Here is a 19,307-nt window from a genome sequence, read left to right as displayed (position 1 = left end):
GCCCCCCGCGCGTGGGGAGTACGAGACCGTCTTGAACGCAACACCGAGCCTTGCCGCACGCACGGGCACCTTCTTCCACCGCTACGCCAATCCGGGGCGGTTTCTCCGGCTGGGCGCGCGCCTGCAACCCTGGCTGACCTGGCCCGCCATCGGGCTGTCGGTCGCCGGCATCGTCTGGGGCCTGTTCCTCTCGCCCGCCGACTGGCAGCAGGGGGACAGCGTGCGGATCATGTACGTCCATGTGCCGGCCGCATGGCTGGCATCGTCGGGCTATATGGGGCTGGCGGTCTGTTCGCTGCTGTCGCTGGTGTGGCGCCATCCGCTGGCCGATCTGGCGGCGGTGGAGATCGGGCCGGTCGGGGCCTCGGTCACCGCGATCTGCCTCGCCACCGGTTCGCTGTGGGGCAAGCCGATGTGGGGCACCTGGTGGGTGTGGGACGCGCGGCTGACGTCGGTGCTGGTGCTGTTCTTTCTCTATCTGGGCCACATCGCGCTGATCCGCGCCTTCGACGAACCGCAGCGCGGCTATCGCGCCGCCGCGATCCTGGGCCTGGCCGGGGCGGTGGATCTGCCGATCATCAAGTTCAGCGTTCAGTGGTGGAACACCCTGCACCAGCCCGACAGCATCACGCTGACCGCAGCCCCCACCATGTCGACCGACATGCTGTGGCCGCTGCTGGTCTGCACCATCGGCTTCACGTTCGGCTTCGCCGCCATTCTCGTCGCACGCCTGCGCGCCGCCGTGATGGAGAGCCGGGTCCGCACGGCGCTGGCCATGCGCCGGGGCCGCACGGAGACCCAGGACGATGCCCAGGATTCCGGCCCCGACCTGAGCGGAGCCGTCGCATGACCCACCTGCCCTATATCGTCGCCGCTTATGGCATGACCATCGGGCTGGCCGTGATCCTCGGCACCGGTGCGGCGCTGCGCCTGCGCCGTGCCCGCGCGCGGCTTGCCGCGATCGAGCGTCCGTCCCGTGCCGAGCGCGCCGGCGGAGTGTCCGCGCCATGACCCGCAAGAGTCGCCGCCTGTGGCTGGTCGGCGGATGCCTGATCGGGCTGGGCACCGCCACCGCGCTGACCTTGAGCGCGTTTTCCTCCAACATCGTCTTCTTCATGGCGCCATCGCAGGTCCATGCCCATCCGCCGGCCGCCGACCGCACCATCCGGCTGGGCGGCATGGTGGTGGCCGGATCGGTGCGGCAGCAGAAGAACGGCGACACGCCGACCAACCAGTTCGACGTGACGGACGGCCAGGATGCCGTGACCGTGCATTACGAAGGCATCCTGCCCGACCTGTTCCGCGAGGGGCAGAGCGTGGTGGCGATCGGCAGCGTGCTGGCCGACGGGTCGTTCCGGGCCAGCGAAGTGCTGGCCAAGCATGACGAAACCTACATGCCCAAGGAAGTCGCCGAGGCCCTGCGCCGCAGCGGCAAATGGGACCCGCGCTACGGCAAGCCGCCCGACGCCGCGAGCTGGAACAGCATGACCAAGACCGCCACGAGCCAGGACAAAGCTGCGCCGCAGCATGGAAGCTGACTGAACATGACCCCGGAACTGGGAAATTTCGCCCTCGCGCTGGCCTGCTGCCTGGCCGCCGGGCAGGCGGTGCTGCCGATGGTCGGCGCACAGCGGCGCGATCCGCGCCTGATGGCGCTGGCCCCCGCACTGGCCATCGGGCAGCTTCTGGCGCTGCTCTATTCCTTCGCCTGTCTGGTCCATTCGGCCATCCAGGACGATTTCTCGGTCCAGAACGTCGCGGCCAACAGCGCGGTGGCCAAGCCGCTGCTGTATAAGATCACCGGCGTCTGGGGCAATCACGAGGGGTCGGTCCTGCTGTGGGCGCTGATCCTGGGCCTGTGCGGCGGGGCCGTGGCGCTGTTCGGCCGCGACCTGCCCTCGGCCCTGCGTGCCCGGGTGATCGCCGTGCTGGGCGGGGTGTCGGCGGGCTTCCAGCTTTTCTGCCTCACCACCTCCAACCCGTTCGACCGGGTGTGGCCGGCGCCGATGGACGGCCAGGGCATGAACCCGCTGTTGCAGGACCCGGGCCTCGCCTTCCATCCGCCCATTCTCTACACCGGCTATGTCGGCTTCGCGGTGCCTTTCGCCTTCGCCGTCGCGGCGCTGATCGAAGGCCGCGTCGATGCCTCCTGGGGTCGCTGGGTGCGCCCCTGGGCGGTCGCGGCCTGGTGCTTCCTGACCTGCGGCATCGCGCTGGGGTCGTGGTGGTCGTATTACGTGCTGGGATGGGGCGGCTACTGGTTCTGGGACCCGGTGGAGAACGCCTCGCTGATCCCGTGGCTGACGGGCACGGCGCTGGTCCATTCCGCCATCGTCGTGGAAAAGCGCGAGGCGCTGAAGATCTGGACCGTGCTGCTGGCGATCGGCACCTTTTCCTTCTCGCTCTCCGGCACCTTCCTGGTGCGCTCGGGCATTCTCAATTCCGTCCATGCCTTCGCCAATGACCCGGCACGCGGCATCTTCATCCTGGGCCTGCTGGGGCTGGTGATCGGCGGATCGCTGCTGCTGTTCGCCATCCGCGCGCCTTCGCTCACGGCCGGCGGCGTGTTCGCCCCGGTGTCGCGCGAAGGGCTGCTGGTGCTGAACAACATCCTGCTGTGCTCGATCTGCGCGGTGGTGCTGACGGGCACGATGTATCCGCCCTTCATGTCGCTGCTGTTCGGCAAGACGATTTCGGTCGGCAAGCCGTTCTTCGATGCCACGGCGGCACCGATGGCGATCCCGCTGATGGTCTTCATGGGGCTTGGCCCGATGATGCCGTGGAAGCGCGCGCAACTCTGGCCGGTGCTGCGTCGGCTGTGGTGGGCCGGCGCCCTGACGATGGTGGCTTTCGCCCTCATGGCATGGCGGGTGCGTGACGTGCTGCCGCTCCTGGCTGCCACATGCGCCGTCTGGGTCATTGCCAGCAGCATCGCCGATATCGCCGAGCGCATCCGCCTGTTCCGCATTCCCGTCGGGGCAAGCTGGCAGCGTGCCCGCATGCTGCCGCGCGCGGCGCTGGGGGCGGCGCTGGCCCATGCCGGCGTCGGTGTCAGCGTGCTGGGTCTGGCCGCGATGTCGCAGGCCCAGCATCGGATCGTGGAGGTCCATGTCGGCCAGACCGAAATGCTGGCCGGCGATGCGTGGACGCTGACCGAGGTGCGCGCGGCGCCCGGCCCGAACTACACGGCGCTGATCGCCACGATCGAGGTCCGGCATGACGGGCAACTGGTCACGGTGCTGCACCCGGCCAAGCGCACCTTCGCCAGCCAGAGCCAGACGACGACGGAGGTGGCGATTCATACCAACCTGATGTCCGACCTTTATGGCGTGCTGGGCGACCGGCACGAGAACGGCGGGGAGACGACCTACGTGCTGCGCCTGCATTACAATCCGCTGGCGCCATGGATGTGGCTGGGCGGGTTGATCATGGCGCTGGGCGGCGTGCTCTCGCTGTCCGACCGGCGCATGCGCGTGGGCGCGCCGCGCCGGGCCGCGACCGCCGGGCTGGTGGCGACGTCATGAGCGACAAGACAGCCCAGCCGGACCTCACGCGCCGGCGCCTGCTGATGGCGGCGCCGCTGGTGGTTGCGGGCGGCGCCGGGATCGCGTTCTGGCAGATGCTGTCGGGCATGCGCCAGGGCTCGTTCGACCCGCATGACATCAAGGCCCCGGCGCTGAACCGGCCGGTGCCGGACTTCACCCTGCCCGACCAGTCGCCCGGCCAAGGTTTCGGTGCCGTCGATCTGCGGGCGCTGAAGGTGCCGGTGCTGGTCAATTTCTTCGCCTCCTGGTGCATTCCCTGCGTCGCCGAGATGCCGCAGCTCAACGCGCTGAAGGACCGGCTGCCGATCTGGGGCATCGCCTACAAGGACAAGCCGGCCGACGCGCAGGGTTTCGTGCGCCGCGCGGGCAATCCCTATGCCCGCATCGCCAGCGACCTGTCGGGCATGACCGCAATCGACTGGGGCGTGTCCGGGGTGCCGGAATCGTTCCTGATCGGGCCGGGTGGCGTCATAAGATGGCATTCCGCCGCTGCGCTGGACGAGGCGACCATGCACGACATCCTGCTGCCTCTGGCCGCGAGCCTGCGGACATGAAGGCTGCGATGCGTCGGCTGGCCTTCGTGCTGGCGACTGTACTGACGGTGGCGATCAGCCTCTCGCCACTGGCCGCCGTCGCGGTGGACGATCCGTCGGAAATGCTGCCCGACGCCCATCAGGAAGCCCGCGCCCAGGCCATCGGGTCGCAGTTGCGCTGCCTGGTCTGCCAGAACGAATCGATCGAGGACAGCAGCGCCGGGCTAGCGCGCGACCTGCGCCATGTGGTGCGCGAGCACGTCGCCAAGGGGGAATCCGACCGCCAGATCATGGACTGGATGGTCGGCCGCTACGGCAATTTCATCCGCCTGAGCCCACCGCTGACCGCCGGTACGATCCTGCTATGGGTGATGCCGGTTCTTGCCCTGCTGGTCGGCGGTCTTGTCGCCTTCCTGTCCTTCCGCCGTGCGCGCGGCTCCGGCCCCGCGCCGCTGAGCGACGACGAACGCACGCGCCTGACCGACCTGACCTGACCGCGCTGAGATAATGATGATCTGGATTGGCATTTTCCTGCTCAGCGCCGTTGTGCTGCTGCCTTCTTTCCTGGCCTTCCGCCGCACCACCCGCCTGCGGGACGAACGCGAATCAGCCCTCGTCCTGCTGCGTGCGCAACTCGTCGAACTGGACCGCGACCGGGAATGCGGCCTGATCGCCGACAGCGAACATGAAGGGGCGCGCCTGGAAATCCAGCGCCGGCTGCTGGCGTCGGACGCCGCACCGACGCGGGGTCTCGGCCGCGCCATCACCACCCCGGTCGTGCTGGTGTGCCTGCTGCTGCTGCCCGTCAGCGCGACGGGGCTGTATCTGCTGTGTGGCCATCCGTCATTGCCCGCGCAGCCCCTCGGTCCGCGCCTGCTGGCGCAGAAGGCGCAGGACAAGCGCGATGACGGGCTGCTGGCGGAATTGCGCGCCGGACTGGGCCGGATGTCGCCTGACGACCCCAATCGCTTCCGGGGCTTCCTGCTGCTGGGCCAGGCCGAGGCCGCGCGCAACCATTACGCGGCTGCGGCGGAGGCATGGCGCCAGGCCACCGCGATCCAGTTCATCCCCGAAATCGCCGCCCGCGCCGCCGAGGCCCAGACCCTGGCCGACGGCCGGGTGACGCCGGAAAGCGCCGCCTTATTCCGCCGCGCGCTCGATGCCGCGCCGGCCGACGCGCCGTGGCGCATGGCCGCCCAGCAGCGGATCGCCGAGTCCGAGCATCAATAGACACAACGGCGACCTGAAGGCCCTTTATGATCGAACCCATCGCCGGCACCGTCGAGCAATGTCCGTTCTGCCACAAGACCATTCGTGGCACGGCGGAAATCTGCCCCCATTGCGGCGCCGAACGGCGCTTCGGCCCGACATTGCGCGAGAGCCTGCTGACCTTCGCCGTCGGGGTAACGGCCGGCCCCGTCTTCATGCTGCTGATCGGTGCCGGGCTGCAACTGGCGGCTCTGGCGGCGGCGATCGGCGGGTTGATCGGCTTTTTCATCGCGCATTCCCGCCATGCCGGCGATCGCTGGATGAAGCCGCCCGACAAACCCTGACCGATCACACGGCCGTTTCTTGCCGACGGCCGAAAGTCGGGCCAAGCTGGTGCCATGACCAGCACCGATACCGAGAACGAAACCCCCTCGCCCGTCACGCCGGCTAACGACGCGGCGGCGACCACGTCTGACGCCAAGGAATATGGCGGCCCCAAGGAAAAGCAGCCGACGCGCTATGGCGACTGGACCGTCAAAGGCCGCTGCATCGATTTCTAGAACAGGGCATCCTTCGCCGCGCCGCAGGCCCACTGACTGGCTTCGGCATTCAGCGAACCATCCGGGATCGGCGTAGTCGCGAATAATGCGGCCGGGCCACCTTATAAGCATCCACGAAACGCCGCAGCGCCGCGAAACGCGCATCGTCCGACGACAGCGATTCCGGACAGGCAAACCCGCGATCGAGTTCCCCAAGAGCCGGATCGGCCGCAGCCCGCGCCCCACTGCTCCACAGCACGAGCAGTACGCTCCCCACCATACCGGACGAACGAACGGCCATCCGGCGCTCCGTGTGCAGGCCTACAGGCTGCCCTGTTCCTGCATGCGGCTAAAGCGGGCGCGGCTGGTCTGGCGATGTCCCGGCGGCCGGACCTCGCAGGAGATCAGGTAGATGCCGGCAACGAAGATGATATTGGCCAGCGAATTGAACCACAGCGCGATCTCGAAATGCGGCGGCGCCGTCGCCCCCTGATAGAGCGCATAGATCGCAAACGGGATCGAGAGCGGTCGCATGCCCGCCAGCATTACCCGCAGGGGGTTCATATGGCCTGGCCTGACCATCGGTCGCACCCGGTTGATGCCCACATAAAAAGCAAGACCGAGGCACCAGACCAGCACATTGAACATCGCGTCACTGAGCGCCATGTGCCCGATCACGATCATTGCGATGATCGATGCCGCCGACAGCATGATGGCGCCGAGCTGGAAGCTCATCCCCACTGCCATCGCCGGCACCCGCTCGGGCAGGCGATCGGCAAATGGCTGGAACACGCGGTCCAGCAGCCAGACGTCGAACTGATTGATGCGATCACCGAAAGACATGCGAATCTTTTACCAAGCCCGCTTCACCGCCGCATCCCCTTTTCGAAGGCCTGCAGGCAAATGCGCAATCGGGCCCGACAGGCTCTCACATCGCGGGCAATGGTTCCGACGACGCCATTTCGCTGCGCGCCTGAAGCGCCCGGCGCAACAGGCACAACACGCCCGGAACGCAATTGCCGCACTGCGCACGGCATCCCTGTGCGGCATAGATCTCACGCGGGCGGGTGGCCCCGTCGTCAACCGCGCGTTTCACATCCTGGTCAGTCAGCATATTGCAAGAACAGACAAACATCAGACGTCTCATCTCCGTGCCTGCCCTTTCAAGCACGATTGATAATAGTTCGCAATAGCATTCTCATCTCCATTCCGCGTATGGCACCTTCCCCCGCGATGCATAGTGCCTGCCCGTTGCCGGCGCGCGCTGGACGGCAGCCATTCGCCCGATACACTCGCCACATCCAATGCAGGAGACGAAACGATGAAGACCAGAACCGGCCTCCGTTTCATGCTTGCGACCATCGGCCTGATCATCGTTCTTCCTGCGGCGGTTCACGCCGCCCCCCCCTCCCGAAACGACGGTCCAGTCCTTCGCAGGACGCTACAGCACCCATTTTCGCAATGGCATGGTCAGCGGCGAGGACTATTGGAGCGACGATGTCGTCGAAATCGTCCCGGTCAGCGAGCAGGCCGCGTATATCCGGGTCTCGCTACAATTCTATAACGGCCATAGCTGCGATATCTGGGGCGTCGGCCGGGCCGAAGGGGCGCATATCGTCTATCACGATCCCAATCCGCCGCCGTTGGAGACCCTGCCGCATTGCACGTTAAGTCTGTCGCATCACGGCCCGAACCTGCTGATCGAAGACGCCGAAAATACATGCAAATCCTATTGCGGCATGCGAGGCAGCCTGATGCATCAGACCCTGCCCCTCACCAGCCGGCGTCCCATCACCTACATGCAGCGGTTGCAGAACTCGCGGAACTATCGGGAGGCCATGAGCGCATGGAAAGGTCAGGCCACCCCGTAGCCCGATCTAGCCAGCGCCGTAGACCGCATCCCGCACCGCGTCGGGATAGGCGCCCGCCATCCCCGCCAGCGCGGTGTTGCTGATCATCACGATCGACACGCCGCGCGCTGGATCGGCAATCCATTGATGGCCGTAGACTCCTCCCCAGGTGAAGCCGCCCCGCGAAACCGGGGTCCGTGCCCGCGCCGGGTCTTCGACCACCGCCGCACCGATCGCGAAGCCCATGCCGGCATTCATCGGCCCCATCGACAGATCGCCGATGGCATTCCGCCCGAACAGCGCGGCACTGTCCGGTGACAGGATCGGGCCACCGCCGCTGCGCAGCGCCTCGACAAACAACAGGAATTCCTCGGCCGTGCCGACCATCCCGGCCCCGCCCGACGGATAGGAGTCTTGGTCCAGCACCCGATCGGGCGCGAACACGATTTCGCTGACCTTGCCGCCGCCCAACTGGCGCGGCATCACATAACGCGCGCCCATCGCCACCGGAGCCGGCCGGCCATCGGCATAAGGCGGGCAGAGCAAGGAGGGGTCGGGCACGGCGAACCCGGTATGCCTCCAACCCAGCTTCGCGCCGACATACCGCTGCACCAGATCCGGCAGCGCGGCATCACCCGCACGTTCAAGCACACCGCCCATTACATCCAGCGCCAGCGAGTAGGCCCAGCCTTCGCCGGGCGCGAACAGCAGCGGCACCGAGGCCAGACGAGCCAGATTCTCGTCCAACGCCATACCCGGTTCGGCAATGCCGTCGGAGATTCCTGCCTTTGCGTAGGGATTGTCGTCACGAGGGAAGGCAAAGCTGTAAGAGAGGCCGGCCGTATGCGTCAGCAGATGCCGCAGCGTGATCGTCGGCACCGATCCGTCGGCACAGGCGGGGCGAAAATCGGGCAGGAAGCGCGTCACCACATCGTCCAGCGACAGCACGCCCCGTTCGGCGAGCGCCAGGGCCACGGCCGTCACCACCGGCTTGGTCAGCGACGCCAGCCGCACCAGCGTATCCGGCCGCATGGGCTCGTCCGCCTCGCGATCCGCCAGTCCGGCGGCACGGCGCACGACCGTTTTGCCATCCACAGACACCAGTACCGTGGCGCCTACCAGCCGTCCGCGCGCCACAGCCGCGTCCATCACCTGACCGACCCGCTCGTCCATTCCTGCAACCGGCATGGCTTCGCTCATCGTATCCTCCCTTTTCCGTCGCATTCCCCTGCATGGCCGCCCCCCGGTTTTCACCCTGGCGCCTCGCGTCTACGCTGTCTGCATCAGCAGGAGCACCCACGAATCATGACAGCGCGACTGACCACCACCGCATTAAGCCTTTCCCTTGCCCTTCTGGCCATTCCCGTGTCACAGGGCGCCCGCGCCGAGGTGGCGGCACCGGCCGCGACCGTGGCTGACAATGCCGTGCGCGCCACCCTGCCGAACGGGCTGCGCGTTGTGGTGGTACGCGACCGCCTGGCCCCGGTGGTGACGACCGAGGTCAATTATCTGGTCGGCTCCAGCGAAGCTCCGAAGGGCTTTCCCGGCACCGCCCACGCGCTGGAACACATGATGTTCCGCGGCAGTGCCGGGCTGGACAAGGACCAGCTTTCCGCCATCGGCGCACGACTGGGCGGCAGCTACAACGCCGATACGACCGAGAACGTCACCCAGTATTTCTATACTGCCCCGGCGGAAGATCTGGACGTGATGCTGCGCATCGAGGCGCTGCGCATGCGCGGGCTGACGCTGGCCGATGCCGACTGGGAGAAAGAGCGCGGCGCGATCGAGCAGGAGGTGGCCCGCGACCTGTCCAGCCCCAGCTACCAGTATCTGACCCGCCTGCAATCCATCCTGTTCGCCGGCACGCCCTACGAGCATGACGCGCTGGGCACCCGCCCCTCCTTCGACAAGACCGATGCCGCCCTGCTGCGCCGCTTCTACGATGCATGGTACGCCCCCAACAACGCCATCCTCGTCATTGCCGGCGACGTGGACCCGGACCACGCGATCGAGCGCGTGAAAGCGATTTTCGGCGACATCCCGCGCCGCACGCTGCCCGAGCGTTCGCCCGTGCAGCCGGGGCCGGTCACGGGGCAGACGCTGCATTTCCCCACCGATTATCCGGTCGGGCTGGCCACCGTCGCCTGGCGCATGCCCGGCCTGCGGTCGAAAGATTATGCCACCGCGCAGATCCTGGCCGATGTGCTGACCAGCCAGCGCGGCGCGCTGTACGATCTGGTGCCTTCCGGCAAGGCGCTGTTCGCCGGCTTCGAATTCGCGCCCAAGGCCAATGCCGGCATCGGCATCGCGGTGGCGGCCTATCCCCGCACCCAGGACCCCACCCCTCTGCTGGCGGAAATCAACGGCATCATCGCCGCCATCCGCGACAAGGGCGTGCCCCCCGATCTGGTCGAGGCCGCACGCCGCAAGGAACTGGCGCAGCTCGGCTTCTCGGCCAACAGCATCAGCGGCCTGGCAGAAACCTGGTCGCAGGCTCTTGCTGTGATGGGGCTGGACTCGCCGGATGCGCTGGGTACCGCACTGAAGGCGGTTACGGTGGAGGACGTCAATCGGCTGGCCAAACAGATTCTCGATCCGCATCAGGCGGTCACCGCCCTGCTGACACCTGAAGATTCCGGCCATCCGGTCGCCGGCAAGGGGTTTGGAGGCTCCGAATCCTTCGCCACTCCGCCCGACCACCCGGTTCCCCTGCCCGACTGGGCGCATGATGCCCTCTCAACCGTCAACCTGCCGCCGCCGGTCGGGCTGCCCAGCGTCTTTACCTATGCCAACGGGCTGAGGCTGATCGTCCATCCGGCGCATGTCAGCCACACCGTCTCGGTCTACGGCCAGATCCGCCAGAACGCGAACATGCAGGAACCGAAAGGCCAGGACGGCATCGCCGCCATCACCGAGGGTCTGTTCAGCTATGGTAGCCAGTCTCTGGACCGGCTGGCCTTCCAGAAGGCGCTGGACGACATCGCCGCCACCGAAAGCGCCGGCTCCGGCTTCAGCGTATCGGTACTGACACCCGATTTCGAAAAGGCGACACGCCTGCTGGCCGATAACGAAATGCACCCGGCCCTGCCCGACCGTGCGTTCCAGGTGGTGCGCATGCAGACGGCCCAATCCTATGCCGGGCTGCTGACCTCGCCGAACTACCTGTTCGGCCGCGCGGTGAAGGCGGCGGTCTCGCCGGCCGGCGACCCCACGCTGCGCCAGCCCGATCCGCAGAAGATCATGACGCTGAAACAGGCCGACGTGCAGGCCTTTTACGCCAGCGCCTATCGCCCCGACCTGACCACCATCGTCGTGGTCGGTGACGTGACCCCCGAGCAGGCCCATGACGTGATCGGCCGCACCTTCGGCGCCTGGGCCCGGCCCACCAGCCCGACGCCCTCGGTCGACCTGCCCCCGCGCCCCGACAGCCGGGCCTCCCGCACCCAGGTGCCCGACCGCACCAGCGTGCAGGATTCCGCGATCCTTGCCGAGAGCCTGGGGCTGACCGCCGCCCACCCGGACCATTTCGCGCTGACGGTCGGCAACGAGATCCTGGGGGATGGCTTCTCGTCACGCCTCTATCGCGACCTGCGGGTGCGCACAGGGTACGTCTATTCCGTCAGCAGCAATTTCTCCTGGGCGCGCCATCGCGGCGGCTACAGCATCAGCTTCGGTGCCGACCCTGACAAGGTGGGTCGTGCCCGCGATGCCGCCCTGCACGATCTCCAGACGATGCAGGACCAGAAGGTAACCGATGCCGAGCTGACGCTGGCCAAGGCCTCTCTGCTACGCGGCCTGCCGCTGGCCCGCGCCAGCCTGGATTCGATCGCTGCGCAGGATCTGCACCTGATCGAACTGGGCCTGCCGCTGGACACGCCCGACCGCGCGGCCCACGCCTATTACGACATGACCGCCGCCGCCGTGCAGAGTGCCTTCCGCACCTGGGTGCGCCCGCACGACATGGCGGAAATCGTCAAGGGCCCGGCCCCCGCGCCCTGACAGGCACATATGGCGGTGCCTGAGCGATCAGGCACCGCCAACCACCTTCAGTAGCGGCCGCGGATCGTGAAATTGAACGTCCGGGGCTCGCCGAAGATCTGGCCGTCATAGAAACCGGCCTGCCGCACATAGGTCTTGTCGGTCAGGTTCGTGATATTTCCGGCAATATCCAGCCAGTTGGTCAACCGATAGCGTGCCATCAGGTTGATGAGCGTATAGCCGTTGACCTTGATGTTGGAACTGTCATAGCGCCCGCCACCCAGCGGCCGGCCCGGATTGGTCGTCCAGTCGGTATGGGTCTGGCTCGAAATCCCTCCCCCCACCGTCAGGCGATGCAACACGCCGGGAAAGGTGTAGCTGGTCGTCAGCCGCACCAGATGATGCGGGTCCTGCTGATAGCTCAACCCCTTGGTCTGCAGATAGCTGTAGCCGAAGAAGACGCTCCAGCCCGGCAGCACCTCGCCCGACGCATCGAAATCAATGCCTTCCGACTTCACGCCGCTCATGGCGGTATAGATCGCATTGCCGGTGGTCTCGTTCACGGCCCCGGTCGCCTGCGCGACATTGCTCTGCCTGTTGAGGTAGAACGCCAGCGATGTATTCAACCGCCGGCCGAAGAACGCCCCCTTCAGGCCCGTCTCGTAGCTCTTGCCCATCACCGGGTCCAACGGACGGTTGTCCGCGTCGCGCAGGTTCGATTGCGGCGTAAAGACATTGGTATAGCTGCCATAGACAGACATGGTCTTCGTAAAATCATAGACCATGCCGGCATAAGGCGTCAGCACCGCGTTCTGCCGCGCGCCGCCCGCCATCTTGGTGTAGCGGTTGGCCACGTTATAAAGGTCGCTATAGGCCTCATAGGTGCTGATGCGCCCGCCAAGGATCAGCGACAGCCCCTTCGCCAGGATAAACCGGCCGGAGACATAGGCCCCGTAATTCCGGCTCACATCGACCTCCCGCGCGCGGGTGCGATGCGTCGAGAAACCCGGATAGGAACCATCCCACGTCTGCCAGTTCGCGATCGGAAGTCCCGCCGCGCGATACTGGCAACCCGACCATGGCGCGACACCGGCGATGGCGCAGTTCCCCAGCGCCTTGCTGAACGTATATTGCGTCAGTTCGTCATTATAACCGTTGAAACCGAACATCAGTTGATGCTCGCGACCCAGGATATGCAGCGGGCCGGAAATATGGACGTCGGCATTGTCGCGGGCGTCGGCATAATCGGCGTGCAGCGCGTTCAGATATCCGCCGGTGCCATCCTGGTTCCAGAACCCGGCGAACCCGCCGACATTGCGCGCGGCATTGTTGATCTTCGCCACGCCGAGATCGCTCAGCGACCCGCCCTGCGTGCGCATGTAGCCCGCCATCAGATGCCAGCCACCGGAAAAATCATGATCGTAGTTGATGAAGGCCGTATACATGTCGCGGGTGGCCTGGCTCCAGTTCGCCACCGGATTGGTCTTGCGCGACAGATGGGTCGGGGTGCCGTCGGCATACCAGATCGGCACGTTCGTCCCCCACGATGCGCCGTCATTGCGTGTCCGCTCGTACTGGAAGCCGAAATTCAGCACATCTCGCGATGACAGGTCGGCCGCGAAGCTGGCCAGCGCGCCGATCCGGTTGACATGCTCGCGCTCGCGGAACGTGTCGGTATCGTCCCAGCTGAAGACATAGCGGCTACGGATCGAACCCGACCTGTTCAGCGGCGTGTTCACGTCGGCCATCACGCGGCGCTCGTTCCAGTTCCCCAGACGCAGCAACCCGTTCACGCCGAACGTCCGGCCCGCCCGCTTGCGTTGCAGATAGATCGTCGCCGACGGGTCGCCCGTCCCGCCCAGCAGCCCGTTGGCCCCCCGCACGATCTGCACGTTCTCGTACAGATCCATGTTCATCGACGAACCGACCCCGGCAAAGCTCGTGCTCCCGTCGATCTGCATGCCGTCGATCTTGTAGTTCGTGATGTCGAAGCCACGCGCGCGATAGGTGGTACGTCCCGCATTGTCGTTGGCATAGGACGTCACGCCCGGCGTCATGGTCAGCACGTCGTCCAACGTGTTGATCTGCTGGTCGTCCATCAACTGGCGGGTCAACACCGTCACAGTCTGCGGCGTCTCGCGCAGACTCAGCGACAGACCGGTGGAAGCACTCGCTTCCGACGCCGTGTAGCTGCCCCGCTCCGCCCGGCGGGAGCGCACTTCGATATGTTCCCCGGTCACCGCCGGCTTGGGCGGCAAAGTGCGCGCAGCCACATGCTTGGCGGCAGCGTTCCCGCCCCCGGCTCCCTTGTCGCCACTCTCCCGGCCATCGGTCACATCAGCCGGAGCCACACTCCCCCGGCTCGCATTCCCCTTGGCCGTCGCGTCGCCAGCCGCCTTTTGCCGCTGCACAACCTTCGGGTCCTGGTCGCTCCTGTCGGGCGCTGCGGCGGCGCATGACGGTACAATCCAGAACAACGACGACAATATCGACGAAAACAGAAATGCGGAACGGATCGTCCGCCGGGCCGAGATCTTCACCACCACCTCATTCGAGTTTGATACTCATTCTCAACAGGTGGGATCTGCACCGATTCGGTTACATTCCGCAATAGACAGCAACACGACAAAACATTGCAGCCGTGCCGCAGGCGTCCCCTTCCAGACGCCGGACAAAGAAAAAGGGCGGTGCCGTTTCCGGCACCGCCCCTTTCGTAATCAATCCGTGAGACGGAGCGATCAGGCGTCGGCGTTACGACGACGGATCGCGGCGCTCAGGATGTCACCCAGCGAGGCACCGCTGTCGGACGAGCCGTACTCGTTGATCGCCTGCTTGTCTTCCTCGACCTCGCGGCCGCGGATGGTCAGGGCCAGCTTGCGGGCGGCACGATCGACCGACACGATCTTCGCATCGACCTTCTCGCCGACAGCGAAACGCTCCGGACGCTGCTCGGCCTTGTCGCGGGCCAGTTCGGCGCGACGGATGAAGCCGGTCAGCACGTCGTCAACCTTCACCTCGATGCCGTTCGACTGCACGGCGGTCACGATGCAGGTGACGATCGCGCCCTTCTGCACCTTGCCCAGCGCGTCGGCGGCGGGGTCTTCATGCAGCTGCTTGATGCCGAGCGAGATACGCTCCTTCTCGACGTCGACATCCAGCACCTTCGCCTGGACGACCTGACCCTTCTCGTAGTGGGTCATGGCGACTTCGCCGGTCTCATCCCACGACAGGTCGGACATGTGGACCATGCCGTCGATGTCCGCGGACAGGCCGATGAACAGGCCGAACTCGGTGATGTTGCGGATCTCGCCCTCGACCGTGGAGCCGATCTTGTGCTCCTCGGCGAACTGCTCCCACGGGTTGCGCTGCACCTGCTTCAGACCCAGCGAGATACGACGCTTGCCGCTGTCCACGTCCAGGACCATGACGTCGACTTCCTGCGAGGTCGCGACGATCTTGCCCGGATGGACGTTCTTCTTCGTCCAGGACATTTCGGAAACGTGCACCAGACCTTCGACGCCCGGCTCCAGCTCGACGAACGCGCCGTAGTCGGTGATGTTGGTGACGCGGCCGGAATAGCGGGCACCCGGCGGATACTTGATCGCCACGTTCTCCCACGGATCGGCCTCAAGCTGCTTCATGCCCAGCGAGATGCGCTGCGTATCCGGGTTGAAGCGGATGACCTGCACGCGGACCGGCTGGCCGATCTGCAGGGCCTCGGACGGATGGTTGATGCGCTTCCAGGCGATGTCGGTGACATGCAGCAGGCCATCCACGCCGCCCAGGTCGACGAACGCACCGTAGTCGGTGATGTTCTTGACCACGCCGTCGAGGATCATGCCTTCCTTCAGGCCCTGGATCAGCTCGCTGCGCTGCTCGGCACGCGTCTCTTCCAGCACCGCACGGCGCGAGACGACGATGTTGCCACGCGCACGGTCCATCTTCAGGATCTGGAACGGCTGCGGCACGCCCATCAGCGGGGTGACGTCGCGCACGGGGCGGATATCGACCTGGCTGCCCGGCAGGAAGGCCATGGCGCCGCCGAGGTCGACCGTGAAGCCACCCTTGACGCGGCCATAGATCGTGCCGTTGACGCGCTGGTTGTTCTCGAACGCCTTTTCCAGGTTCGTCCAGGCTTCCTCGCGACGCGCCTTCTCGCGCGACAGGACGATCGAGCCGTCACGGTCTTCGTACCGTTCGACGAACAGCTCGATGACGTCACCCGGCTTCACGTCGGGCGACACGCCCGGCGGGCCGAATTCCTTGAGCGCGACGCGCCCTTCGCTCTTGAGGCCGACATCGACAATGGCGAATTCGTCGGTCAGGCGCACGACGCGGCCGGTAACGACCGAACCGTCGAACGCGGTGTCGCGGCCGAGGGTCTCGTCCAGCAGGGTCGCGAAATCTTCACCGCCGAAATGGTCGGTGGCAGACTGTAAGGTGGCTGAAGCCATGGGGTACCTGTAAATCCCGTCTCCGGCACGACAGGCGGGCCGGATGTCTTGCGCACCGCCGGTCACCGGCGGAACGACTTGCCCGGCTTGGTCCACGACCCTTGTCGCGACACGCCTGACGGCCGATGCTTGCGCGCACTCCCAGGGCGGGACCGCGCGTGGGAAGCACAGACACCCTCGCACCCCGGCCTGTCAACACAAACCGGCACAGATCGGCCCCGCGAGGCCGAATCCGCCTACACGGTGCCGAGAGCGTCCGCCCGCACCCGCACCACGCGCAGCGCCTCGGCCAGCACCTGCTCCGCCGTCATATGGTCGGTGTCGATCACGACCGCGTCCACGGCTGCCTTCAGCGGCGCCACGGCGCGGCCGGCATCGGCGGCGTCACGCGCCACTAGTTCCGCCTCGACACGCGCGATCTGGGCTTCGCGGTCCGGCGCGTCGCGGTCGGTCGCCAGTTGCTCCCAACGTCGGCGCGCCCGCGCGGCGGGCGACGCGGTGATGAACAGCTTGACCTGAGCATCGGGGAAAATGACGGTGCCGATATCCCGCCCGTCCAGCACGCCGCCGGCGGCACGGGCGAAATCGCGCTGCACATCCACCAGGATCGCCCGCACCGCCTGCTGGGCGGCGACGAGGCTGGCCGCGCGATCGACCTCCGGCACCCGCAGGTCGCCGCGCTTCAGGTCCTCCGGCGTGACCCGCCGCGCCTGTTCATCGGCCGGCTGCGCCGCCGGGTCCAGCCCCGCATCCAGCATCCGCCGCCCGACCGCGCGATAGAGCAATCCGGTATCCAGATAGGGCAGGCCCAGCGCATCGGCCAACCGGCGGGCCAGCGTGCCCTTGCCGGCGGCCGCCGGGCCGTCAACCGCGATGACCAGCGCGCGGCTCATGCCACCAGCCCCGCGCCGATGCTGTTCATCAGGTCGATGAAGCCGGGGAAACTGGTATCGATGAAGGCCGTATCGTCCACCTTCACCGGTTCGGCCGCGACCAGCCCCAGCACGGTGGCGCTCATGGCCAGGCGATGATCCATCCGCGTTTCGACCAGGCCGCCGCCGGGCACCGCACCGCCGGTGCCGGTCACCAGCATGTCGTCCCCCACCACGTCCACGGTGACGCCGTTGCGTTGCAACAGCGCCACGGTCGCCGACAGGCGGTCGCTTTCCTTCACGCGCAGTTCCTCCAGCCCCCTGAAGCGCGACGGGCCGGAGGCATGGGCCGCGACAACGGCCAGAATCGGATATTCGTCGATCATCGAGGGTGCGCGCTCGGCCGGCACGTCCACACCGTGCAGCGGGCCTGCCACCGCCGTCAGGTCACCCACCGGCTCGCCGCCCTCCACCCGCTCGTTGGACAGGCGCAGGTCGGCGCCCATCTCGCGCAGGGTGGTGAACAGGCCGGTGCGCAGCGGGTTCAATCCCACGCCGCGCACCGTCACCGACGATCCCGGCACCAGCAACGCCGCCGCCAGCACGAATGCCGCCGATGACGGATCGCCCGGCACCGCCACATCGCGCGCGACCAGATCGGGCCGGCCGGTGAGGGTAATGACACGTCCGCCCGCCCCCAGCGGCGCGACCGAAACCTCGGCGCCGAAATGGCGCAGCATGTTTTCCGTATGGTCGCGCGTCGCCACCGGCTCCTCGACGCGCGTGGTGCCGGCGGCATTCAACCCCGCCAGCAGCACGGCGGATTTCACCTGGGCCGAGGCCACCGGCAACCGGTAGGAGAGCGGCGCCGGGTCGGCCACGCCCTCGATCGCCAGCGGCAGCCGCCCGCCCGAACGGGACGTGAAGCGCGCGCCCGTGGCCGACAGTGGATCGGTCACGCGCTTCATCGGCCGGCCGCGCAGGCTGCCGTCACCGGTCATGACCGAGAACATACCGTGGCTGGCCAGGATGCCCGACAGCAGCCGCGCCGCCGTGCCCGAATTGCCCATGTCCAGCACGTCGTCCGGCTCCTGCAACGTGCCCAGGCCCCGGCCGATCACCTGCCAGGTGCCCGGCGCTGTACGGGTGACGATGGCGCCCAGCGCCCGCATGGCGGCGGCGGTGCGCAGTACGTCCTCGCCCTCCAGCAGGCCGGTGATCCCGGTTTCGCCGCGCGCCAGCGCCGCGAACATCAGGGCGCGGTGACTGATCGACTTGTCACCCGGCACCGCGACGGCCCCGGCAAGAGGGGTCGTTGCCGCATGGACAGTCAGCGGGCGCGAGGCGGGGGCGTTGATGCTTTCCATGGGACCAATCCCTTCCGGATTGTTCGCAACGAAGTCAATTACCGCCATGCGTGACGGCACCAAAAAACGCGAAAATGTCATGGATGCAACGATCGCGGTTTGACATACGGCGCACAAGCTGGCATGGGGCTCCGCCCTAAGCAGCCTTCGCCGCGGCTTTCGTCCAACCCATTCCAGGATCGACAGGTTTCAAGCATGGCCCAGCCCAATCTCGGCACCAAGCGCGTCTGTGTCTCCTGCGGCGCCCGTTTCTACGATCTGGGCAAGAGCCCTGCCGTGTGCCCGAAATGCGGCACCGAGCAGCCGGCGGATGTGCCCCGCCTGCGCCGCGCGCCCGTGGATGCCGTCCCCGAGAGCCCGAAAAAGGCCCAGGATGGTGATATCGATACCGCCGTCGATCTGGATACCGACGACGAGGCCGATGACGACGTGATGGAAGACACCTCGGATCTCGACGACGATGACGACGAGATCAGCGCCGACATCGACGTCAGCACCGACTCCGACGAACACGACAACTGATGGGATGCCCCCGCCTTCGGCGGGGGTTTTTCATTCGGCGCGCCAGCGCTCGATCTCGACGCCCACGGCGTCGAGATCGTCGAAGATGTCGGGCTTTTCCACCCGCACCCGCACGACCTGCACCCGCTCGTCGGCCAGAACGCCGATGGCAATGCGCTCGGCCAGCGTCTCGACCAGCCGTACATGACCCTCGGCGATGATTCGCCGCACCATCAGCACGATCCGCTCGTACGATACGGTACGGCTCAGATCGTCGCGCCCGACCGTCAGCCCCGGCTCGTCCGGCACGCCGAACGAGATATTGATACGGACGCGCTGGGTCACGCCCTGCTCGTGAGGGTAGACCCCGATATTGGCCTGAAGAACCATATCCTTCAGGAACACGCGACGCAGCGGCGGCTGGACCGGCCATGCGGCGAAAATGGACATTGAACG

The 19,307-nt window shown here is 66.7% G+C and carries 21 protein-coding genes; 12 read left to right on the top strand and 9 right to left on the bottom strand.

The window, feature by feature from the left end; translation table 11 throughout:
- Positions 1-31: 31 nt before the first annotated feature.
- From C7453_RS10285 to C7453_RS10245, 9 genes are read left to right on the top strand one after another with little or no spacing between them, the layout of a single operon-like run.
- Positions 32-850: a heme ABC transporter permease gene (locus C7453_RS10285; protein WP_114727459.1), complete on the top strand. Its 819-nt coding sequence runs from the start codon at positions 32-34 to the stop codon at positions 848-850.
- Positions 847-1,011, top strand: a complete 165-nt coding sequence (locus C7453_RS10280) for a heme exporter protein CcmD (RefSeq protein ID WP_114727458.1) — start codon at positions 847-849, stop codon at positions 1,009-1,011. Before C7453_RS10285 ends, C7453_RS10280 begins: the two co-directional genes overlap by 4 nt.
- Positions 1,008-1,538 carry a cytochrome c maturation protein CcmE gene (gene ccmE / locus C7453_RS10275; RefSeq protein WP_114727457.1) on the top strand — a complete coding sequence of 177 codons (531 nt, stop codon included), beginning with the start codon at positions 1,008-1,010 and terminating at the stop codon, positions 1,536-1,538. Before C7453_RS10280 ends, ccmE begins: the two co-directional genes overlap by 4 nt.
- A 6-nt stretch (positions 1,539-1,544) precedes the next feature.
- Entirely contained in the window at positions 1,545-3,524 is a 1,980-nt protein-coding gene (locus tag C7453_RS10270) for a heme lyase CcmF/NrfE family subunit (protein WP_114727456.1), read from the top strand.
- On the top strand, positions 3,521-4,099 hold the full coding sequence (locus tag C7453_RS10265) for a redoxin domain-containing protein (RefSeq protein ID WP_114727455.1): 579 nt from the start codon (positions 3,521-3,523) through the stop codon (positions 4,097-4,099). Before C7453_RS10270 ends, C7453_RS10265 begins: the two co-directional genes overlap by 4 nt.
- The gene (locus C7453_RS10260) at positions 4,096-4,572 is read left to right on the top strand and encodes a cytochrome c-type biogenesis protein (protein ID WP_371858473.1); all 477 of its coding nucleotides are present in this window, start codon (positions 4,096-4,098) and stop codon (positions 4,570-4,572) included. The genes C7453_RS10265 and C7453_RS10260 overlap by 4 nt, the downstream gene beginning before the upstream one ends.
- Positions 4,573-4,588: 16 nt before the next feature.
- A complete protein-coding gene (ccmI, locus tag C7453_RS10255) occupies positions 4,589-5,308 on the top strand; it encodes a c-type cytochrome biogenesis protein CcmI (RefSeq protein WP_114727642.1) in 720 nt (239 codons plus the stop codon).
- 26 nt (positions 5,309-5,334) lie between these two features.
- Positions 5,335-5,631 (top strand): hypothetical protein, encoded by a 297-nt coding sequence (locus tag C7453_RS10250; protein ID WP_114727453.1) that lies wholly within the window; start codon positions 5,335-5,337, stop codon positions 5,629-5,631.
- A gap of 54 nt (positions 5,632-5,685) precedes the next feature.
- A complete protein-coding gene (locus tag C7453_RS10245; RefSeq protein ID WP_114727452.1) occupies positions 5,686-5,847 on the top strand; it encodes a DUF1674 domain-containing protein in 162 nt (53 codons plus the stop codon).
- 49 nt (positions 5,848-5,896) lie between these two features.
- Here C7453_RS10245 and C7453_RS10240 read toward each other — a convergent pair whose 3' ends face one another.
- The 3 genes from C7453_RS10240 to C7453_RS10230 all read right to left on the bottom strand — a co-directional run bounded on the left by C7453_RS10240 (position 5,897) and on the right by C7453_RS10230 (position 6,961).
- Positions 5,897-6,127, bottom strand: coding sequence for a hypothetical protein (locus C7453_RS10240; protein ID WP_141288827.1), 231 nt, complete (start codon positions 6,125-6,127; stop codon positions 5,897-5,899).
- A 20-nt stretch (positions 6,128-6,147) separates the two neighbouring features.
- The gene (locus tag C7453_RS10235; RefSeq protein WP_114727450.1) at positions 6,148-6,669 is read right to left on the bottom strand and encodes a hypothetical protein; all 522 of its coding nucleotides are present in this window, start codon (positions 6,667-6,669) and stop codon (positions 6,148-6,150) included.
- Between the two features lie 85 nt (positions 6,670-6,754).
- On the bottom strand, positions 6,755-6,961 hold the full coding sequence (locus C7453_RS10230) for a (2Fe-2S)-binding protein (RefSeq protein ID WP_114727449.1): 207 nt from the start codon (positions 6,959-6,961) through the stop codon (positions 6,755-6,757).
- 331 nt (positions 6,962-7,292) lie between these two features.
- Between C7453_RS10230 and C7453_RS10225 the strand changes: the two genes are divergently transcribed.
- Positions 7,293-7,697 (top strand): hypothetical protein, encoded by a 405-nt coding sequence (locus tag C7453_RS10225; protein WP_114727448.1) that lies wholly within the window; start codon positions 7,293-7,295, stop codon positions 7,695-7,697.
- Positions 7,698-7,703: 6 nt separating this feature from the next.
- Here C7453_RS10225 and C7453_RS10220 read toward each other — a convergent pair whose 3' ends face one another.
- Positions 7,704-8,876 (bottom strand): serine hydrolase domain-containing protein, encoded by a 1,173-nt coding sequence (locus C7453_RS10220; protein WP_174787943.1) that lies wholly within the window; start codon positions 8,874-8,876, stop codon positions 7,704-7,706.
- Positions 8,877-8,981: 105 nt separating this feature from the next.
- Here C7453_RS10220 and C7453_RS10215 point away from each other — a divergent pair, with 105 nt between their 5' ends.
- Positions 8,982-11,678 carry a M16 family metallopeptidase gene (locus C7453_RS10215; RefSeq protein WP_114727446.1) on the top strand — a complete coding sequence of 899 codons (2,697 nt, stop codon included), beginning with the start codon at positions 8,982-8,984 and terminating at the stop codon, positions 11,676-11,678.
- Positions 11,679-11,725: 47 nt separating this feature from the next.
- On the opposite strand, the gene C7453_RS10210 is transcribed toward C7453_RS10215, so the two are convergent.
- From C7453_RS10210 to aroA, 4 genes are all read right to left on the bottom strand, one after another.
- A complete protein-coding gene (locus C7453_RS10210; RefSeq protein ID WP_245948970.1) occupies positions 11,726-14,068 on the bottom strand; it encodes a TonB-dependent siderophore receptor in 2,343 nt (780 codons plus the stop codon).
- A gap of 327 nt (positions 14,069-14,395) precedes the next feature.
- The gene (rpsA, locus tag C7453_RS10205; protein WP_114727445.1) at positions 14,396-16,111 is read right to left on the bottom strand and encodes a 30S ribosomal protein S1; all 1,716 of its coding nucleotides are present in this window, start codon (positions 16,109-16,111) and stop codon (positions 14,396-14,398) included.
- 236 nt (positions 16,112-16,347) lie between these two features.
- The gene (gene cmk / locus C7453_RS10200) at positions 16,348-17,004 is read right to left on the bottom strand and encodes a (d)CMP kinase (RefSeq protein WP_114727444.1); all 657 of its coding nucleotides are present in this window, start codon (positions 17,002-17,004) and stop codon (positions 16,348-16,350) included.
- Positions 17,001-18,350: a 3-phosphoshikimate 1-carboxyvinyltransferase gene (gene aroA, locus C7453_RS10195; RefSeq protein ID WP_114727443.1), complete on the bottom strand. Its 1,350-nt coding sequence runs from the start codon at positions 18,348-18,350 to the stop codon at positions 17,001-17,003. The genes cmk and aroA overlap by 4 nt, the downstream gene beginning before the upstream one ends.
- Positions 18,351-18,545: 195 nt before the next feature.
- Between aroA and C7453_RS10190 the strand changes: the two genes are divergently transcribed.
- Positions 18,546-18,872, top strand: a complete 327-nt coding sequence (locus C7453_RS10190; RefSeq protein WP_114727442.1) for a TIGR02300 family protein — start codon at positions 18,546-18,548, stop codon at positions 18,870-18,872.
- Positions 18,873-18,902: 30 nt separating this feature from the next.
- Here C7453_RS10190 and folB read toward each other — a convergent pair whose 3' ends face one another.
- Positions 18,903-19,301, bottom strand: coding sequence for a dihydroneopterin aldolase (folB, locus tag C7453_RS10185; protein ID WP_114727441.1), 399 nt, complete (start codon positions 19,299-19,301; stop codon positions 18,903-18,905).
- Positions 19,302-19,307 lie beyond the last annotated feature (6 nt).

The organism is Gluconacetobacter liquefaciens (genome assembly GCF_003350405.1).
GTDB lineage: Bacteria > Pseudomonadota > Alphaproteobacteria > Acetobacterales > Acetobacteraceae > Gluconacetobacter > Gluconacetobacter liquefaciens.
Note: the sequence above shows the minus strand (reverse complement) of the source record. Positions and strands in the feature narration are given on the sequence as shown.

Bases quoted from the DNA above. Each gene is read 5' to 3' on its own strand.
- C7453_RS10280 (WP_114727458.1), top strand. From the start codon at position 847: ATGACCCACCTGCCCTATATCGTCGCCGCTTATGGCATGACCATCGGG.
- ccmE (WP_114727457.1), top strand. From the start codon at position 1,008: ATGACCCGCAAGAGTCGCCGCCTGTGGCTGGTCGGCGGATGCCTGATC.
- C7453_RS10270 (WP_114727456.1), top strand. From the start codon at position 1,545: ATGACCCCGGAACTGGGAAATTTCGCCCTCGCGCTGGCCTGCTGCCTG.
- C7453_RS10265 (WP_114727455.1), top strand. From the start codon at position 3,521: ATGAGCGACAAGACAGCCCAGCCGGACCTCACGCGCCGGCGCCTGCTG.
- C7453_RS10260 (WP_371858473.1), top strand. From the start codon at position 4,096: ATGAAGGCTGCGATGCGTCGGCTGGCCTTCGTGCTGGCGACTGTACTG.
- ccmI (WP_114727642.1), top strand. From the start codon at position 4,589: ATGATCTGGATTGGCATTTTCCTGCTCAGCGCCGTTGTGCTGCTGCCT.
- C7453_RS10250 (WP_114727453.1), top strand. From the start codon at position 5,335: ATGATCGAACCCATCGCCGGCACCGTCGAGCAATGTCCGTTCTGCCAC.
- C7453_RS10245 (WP_114727452.1), top strand. From the start codon at position 5,686: ATGACCAGCACCGATACCGAGAACGAAACCCCCTCGCCCGTCACGCCG.
- C7453_RS10240 (WP_141288827.1), bottom strand. From the start codon at position 6,127: ATGGCCGTTCGTTCGTCCGGTATGGTGGGGAGCGTACTGCTCGTGCTG.
- C7453_RS10235 (WP_114727450.1), bottom strand. From the start codon at position 6,669: ATGTCTTTCGGTGATCGCATCAATCAGTTCGACGTCTGGCTGCTGGAC.
- C7453_RS10230 (WP_114727449.1), bottom strand. From the start codon at position 6,961: ATGTTTGTCTGTTCTTGCAATATGCTGACTGACCAGGATGTGAAACGC.
- C7453_RS10225 (WP_114727448.1), top strand. From the start codon at position 7,293: ATGGTCAGCGGCGAGGACTATTGGAGCGACGATGTCGTCGAAATCGTC.
- C7453_RS10220 (WP_174787943.1), bottom strand. From the start codon at position 8,876: ATGAGCGAAGCCATGCCGGTTGCAGGAATGGACGAGCGGGTCGGTCAG.
- C7453_RS10215 (WP_114727446.1), top strand. From the start codon at position 8,982: ATGACAGCGCGACTGACCACCACCGCATTAAGCCTTTCCCTTGCCCTT.
- rpsA (WP_114727445.1), bottom strand. From the start codon at position 16,111: ATGGCTTCAGCCACCTTACAGTCTGCCACCGACCATTTCGGCGGTGAA.
- cmk (WP_114727444.1), bottom strand. From the start codon at position 17,004: ATGAGCCGCGCGCTGGTCATCGCGGTTGACGGCCCGGCGGCCGCCGGC.
- aroA (WP_114727443.1), bottom strand. From the start codon at position 18,350: ATGGAAAGCATCAACGCCCCCGCCTCGCGCCCGCTGACTGTCCATGCG.
- C7453_RS10190 (WP_114727442.1), top strand. From the start codon at position 18,546: ATGGCCCAGCCCAATCTCGGCACCAAGCGCGTCTGTGTCTCCTGCGGC.
- folB (WP_114727441.1), bottom strand. From the start codon at position 19,301: ATGTCCATTTTCGCCGCATGGCCGGTCCAGCCGCCGCTGCGTCGCGTG.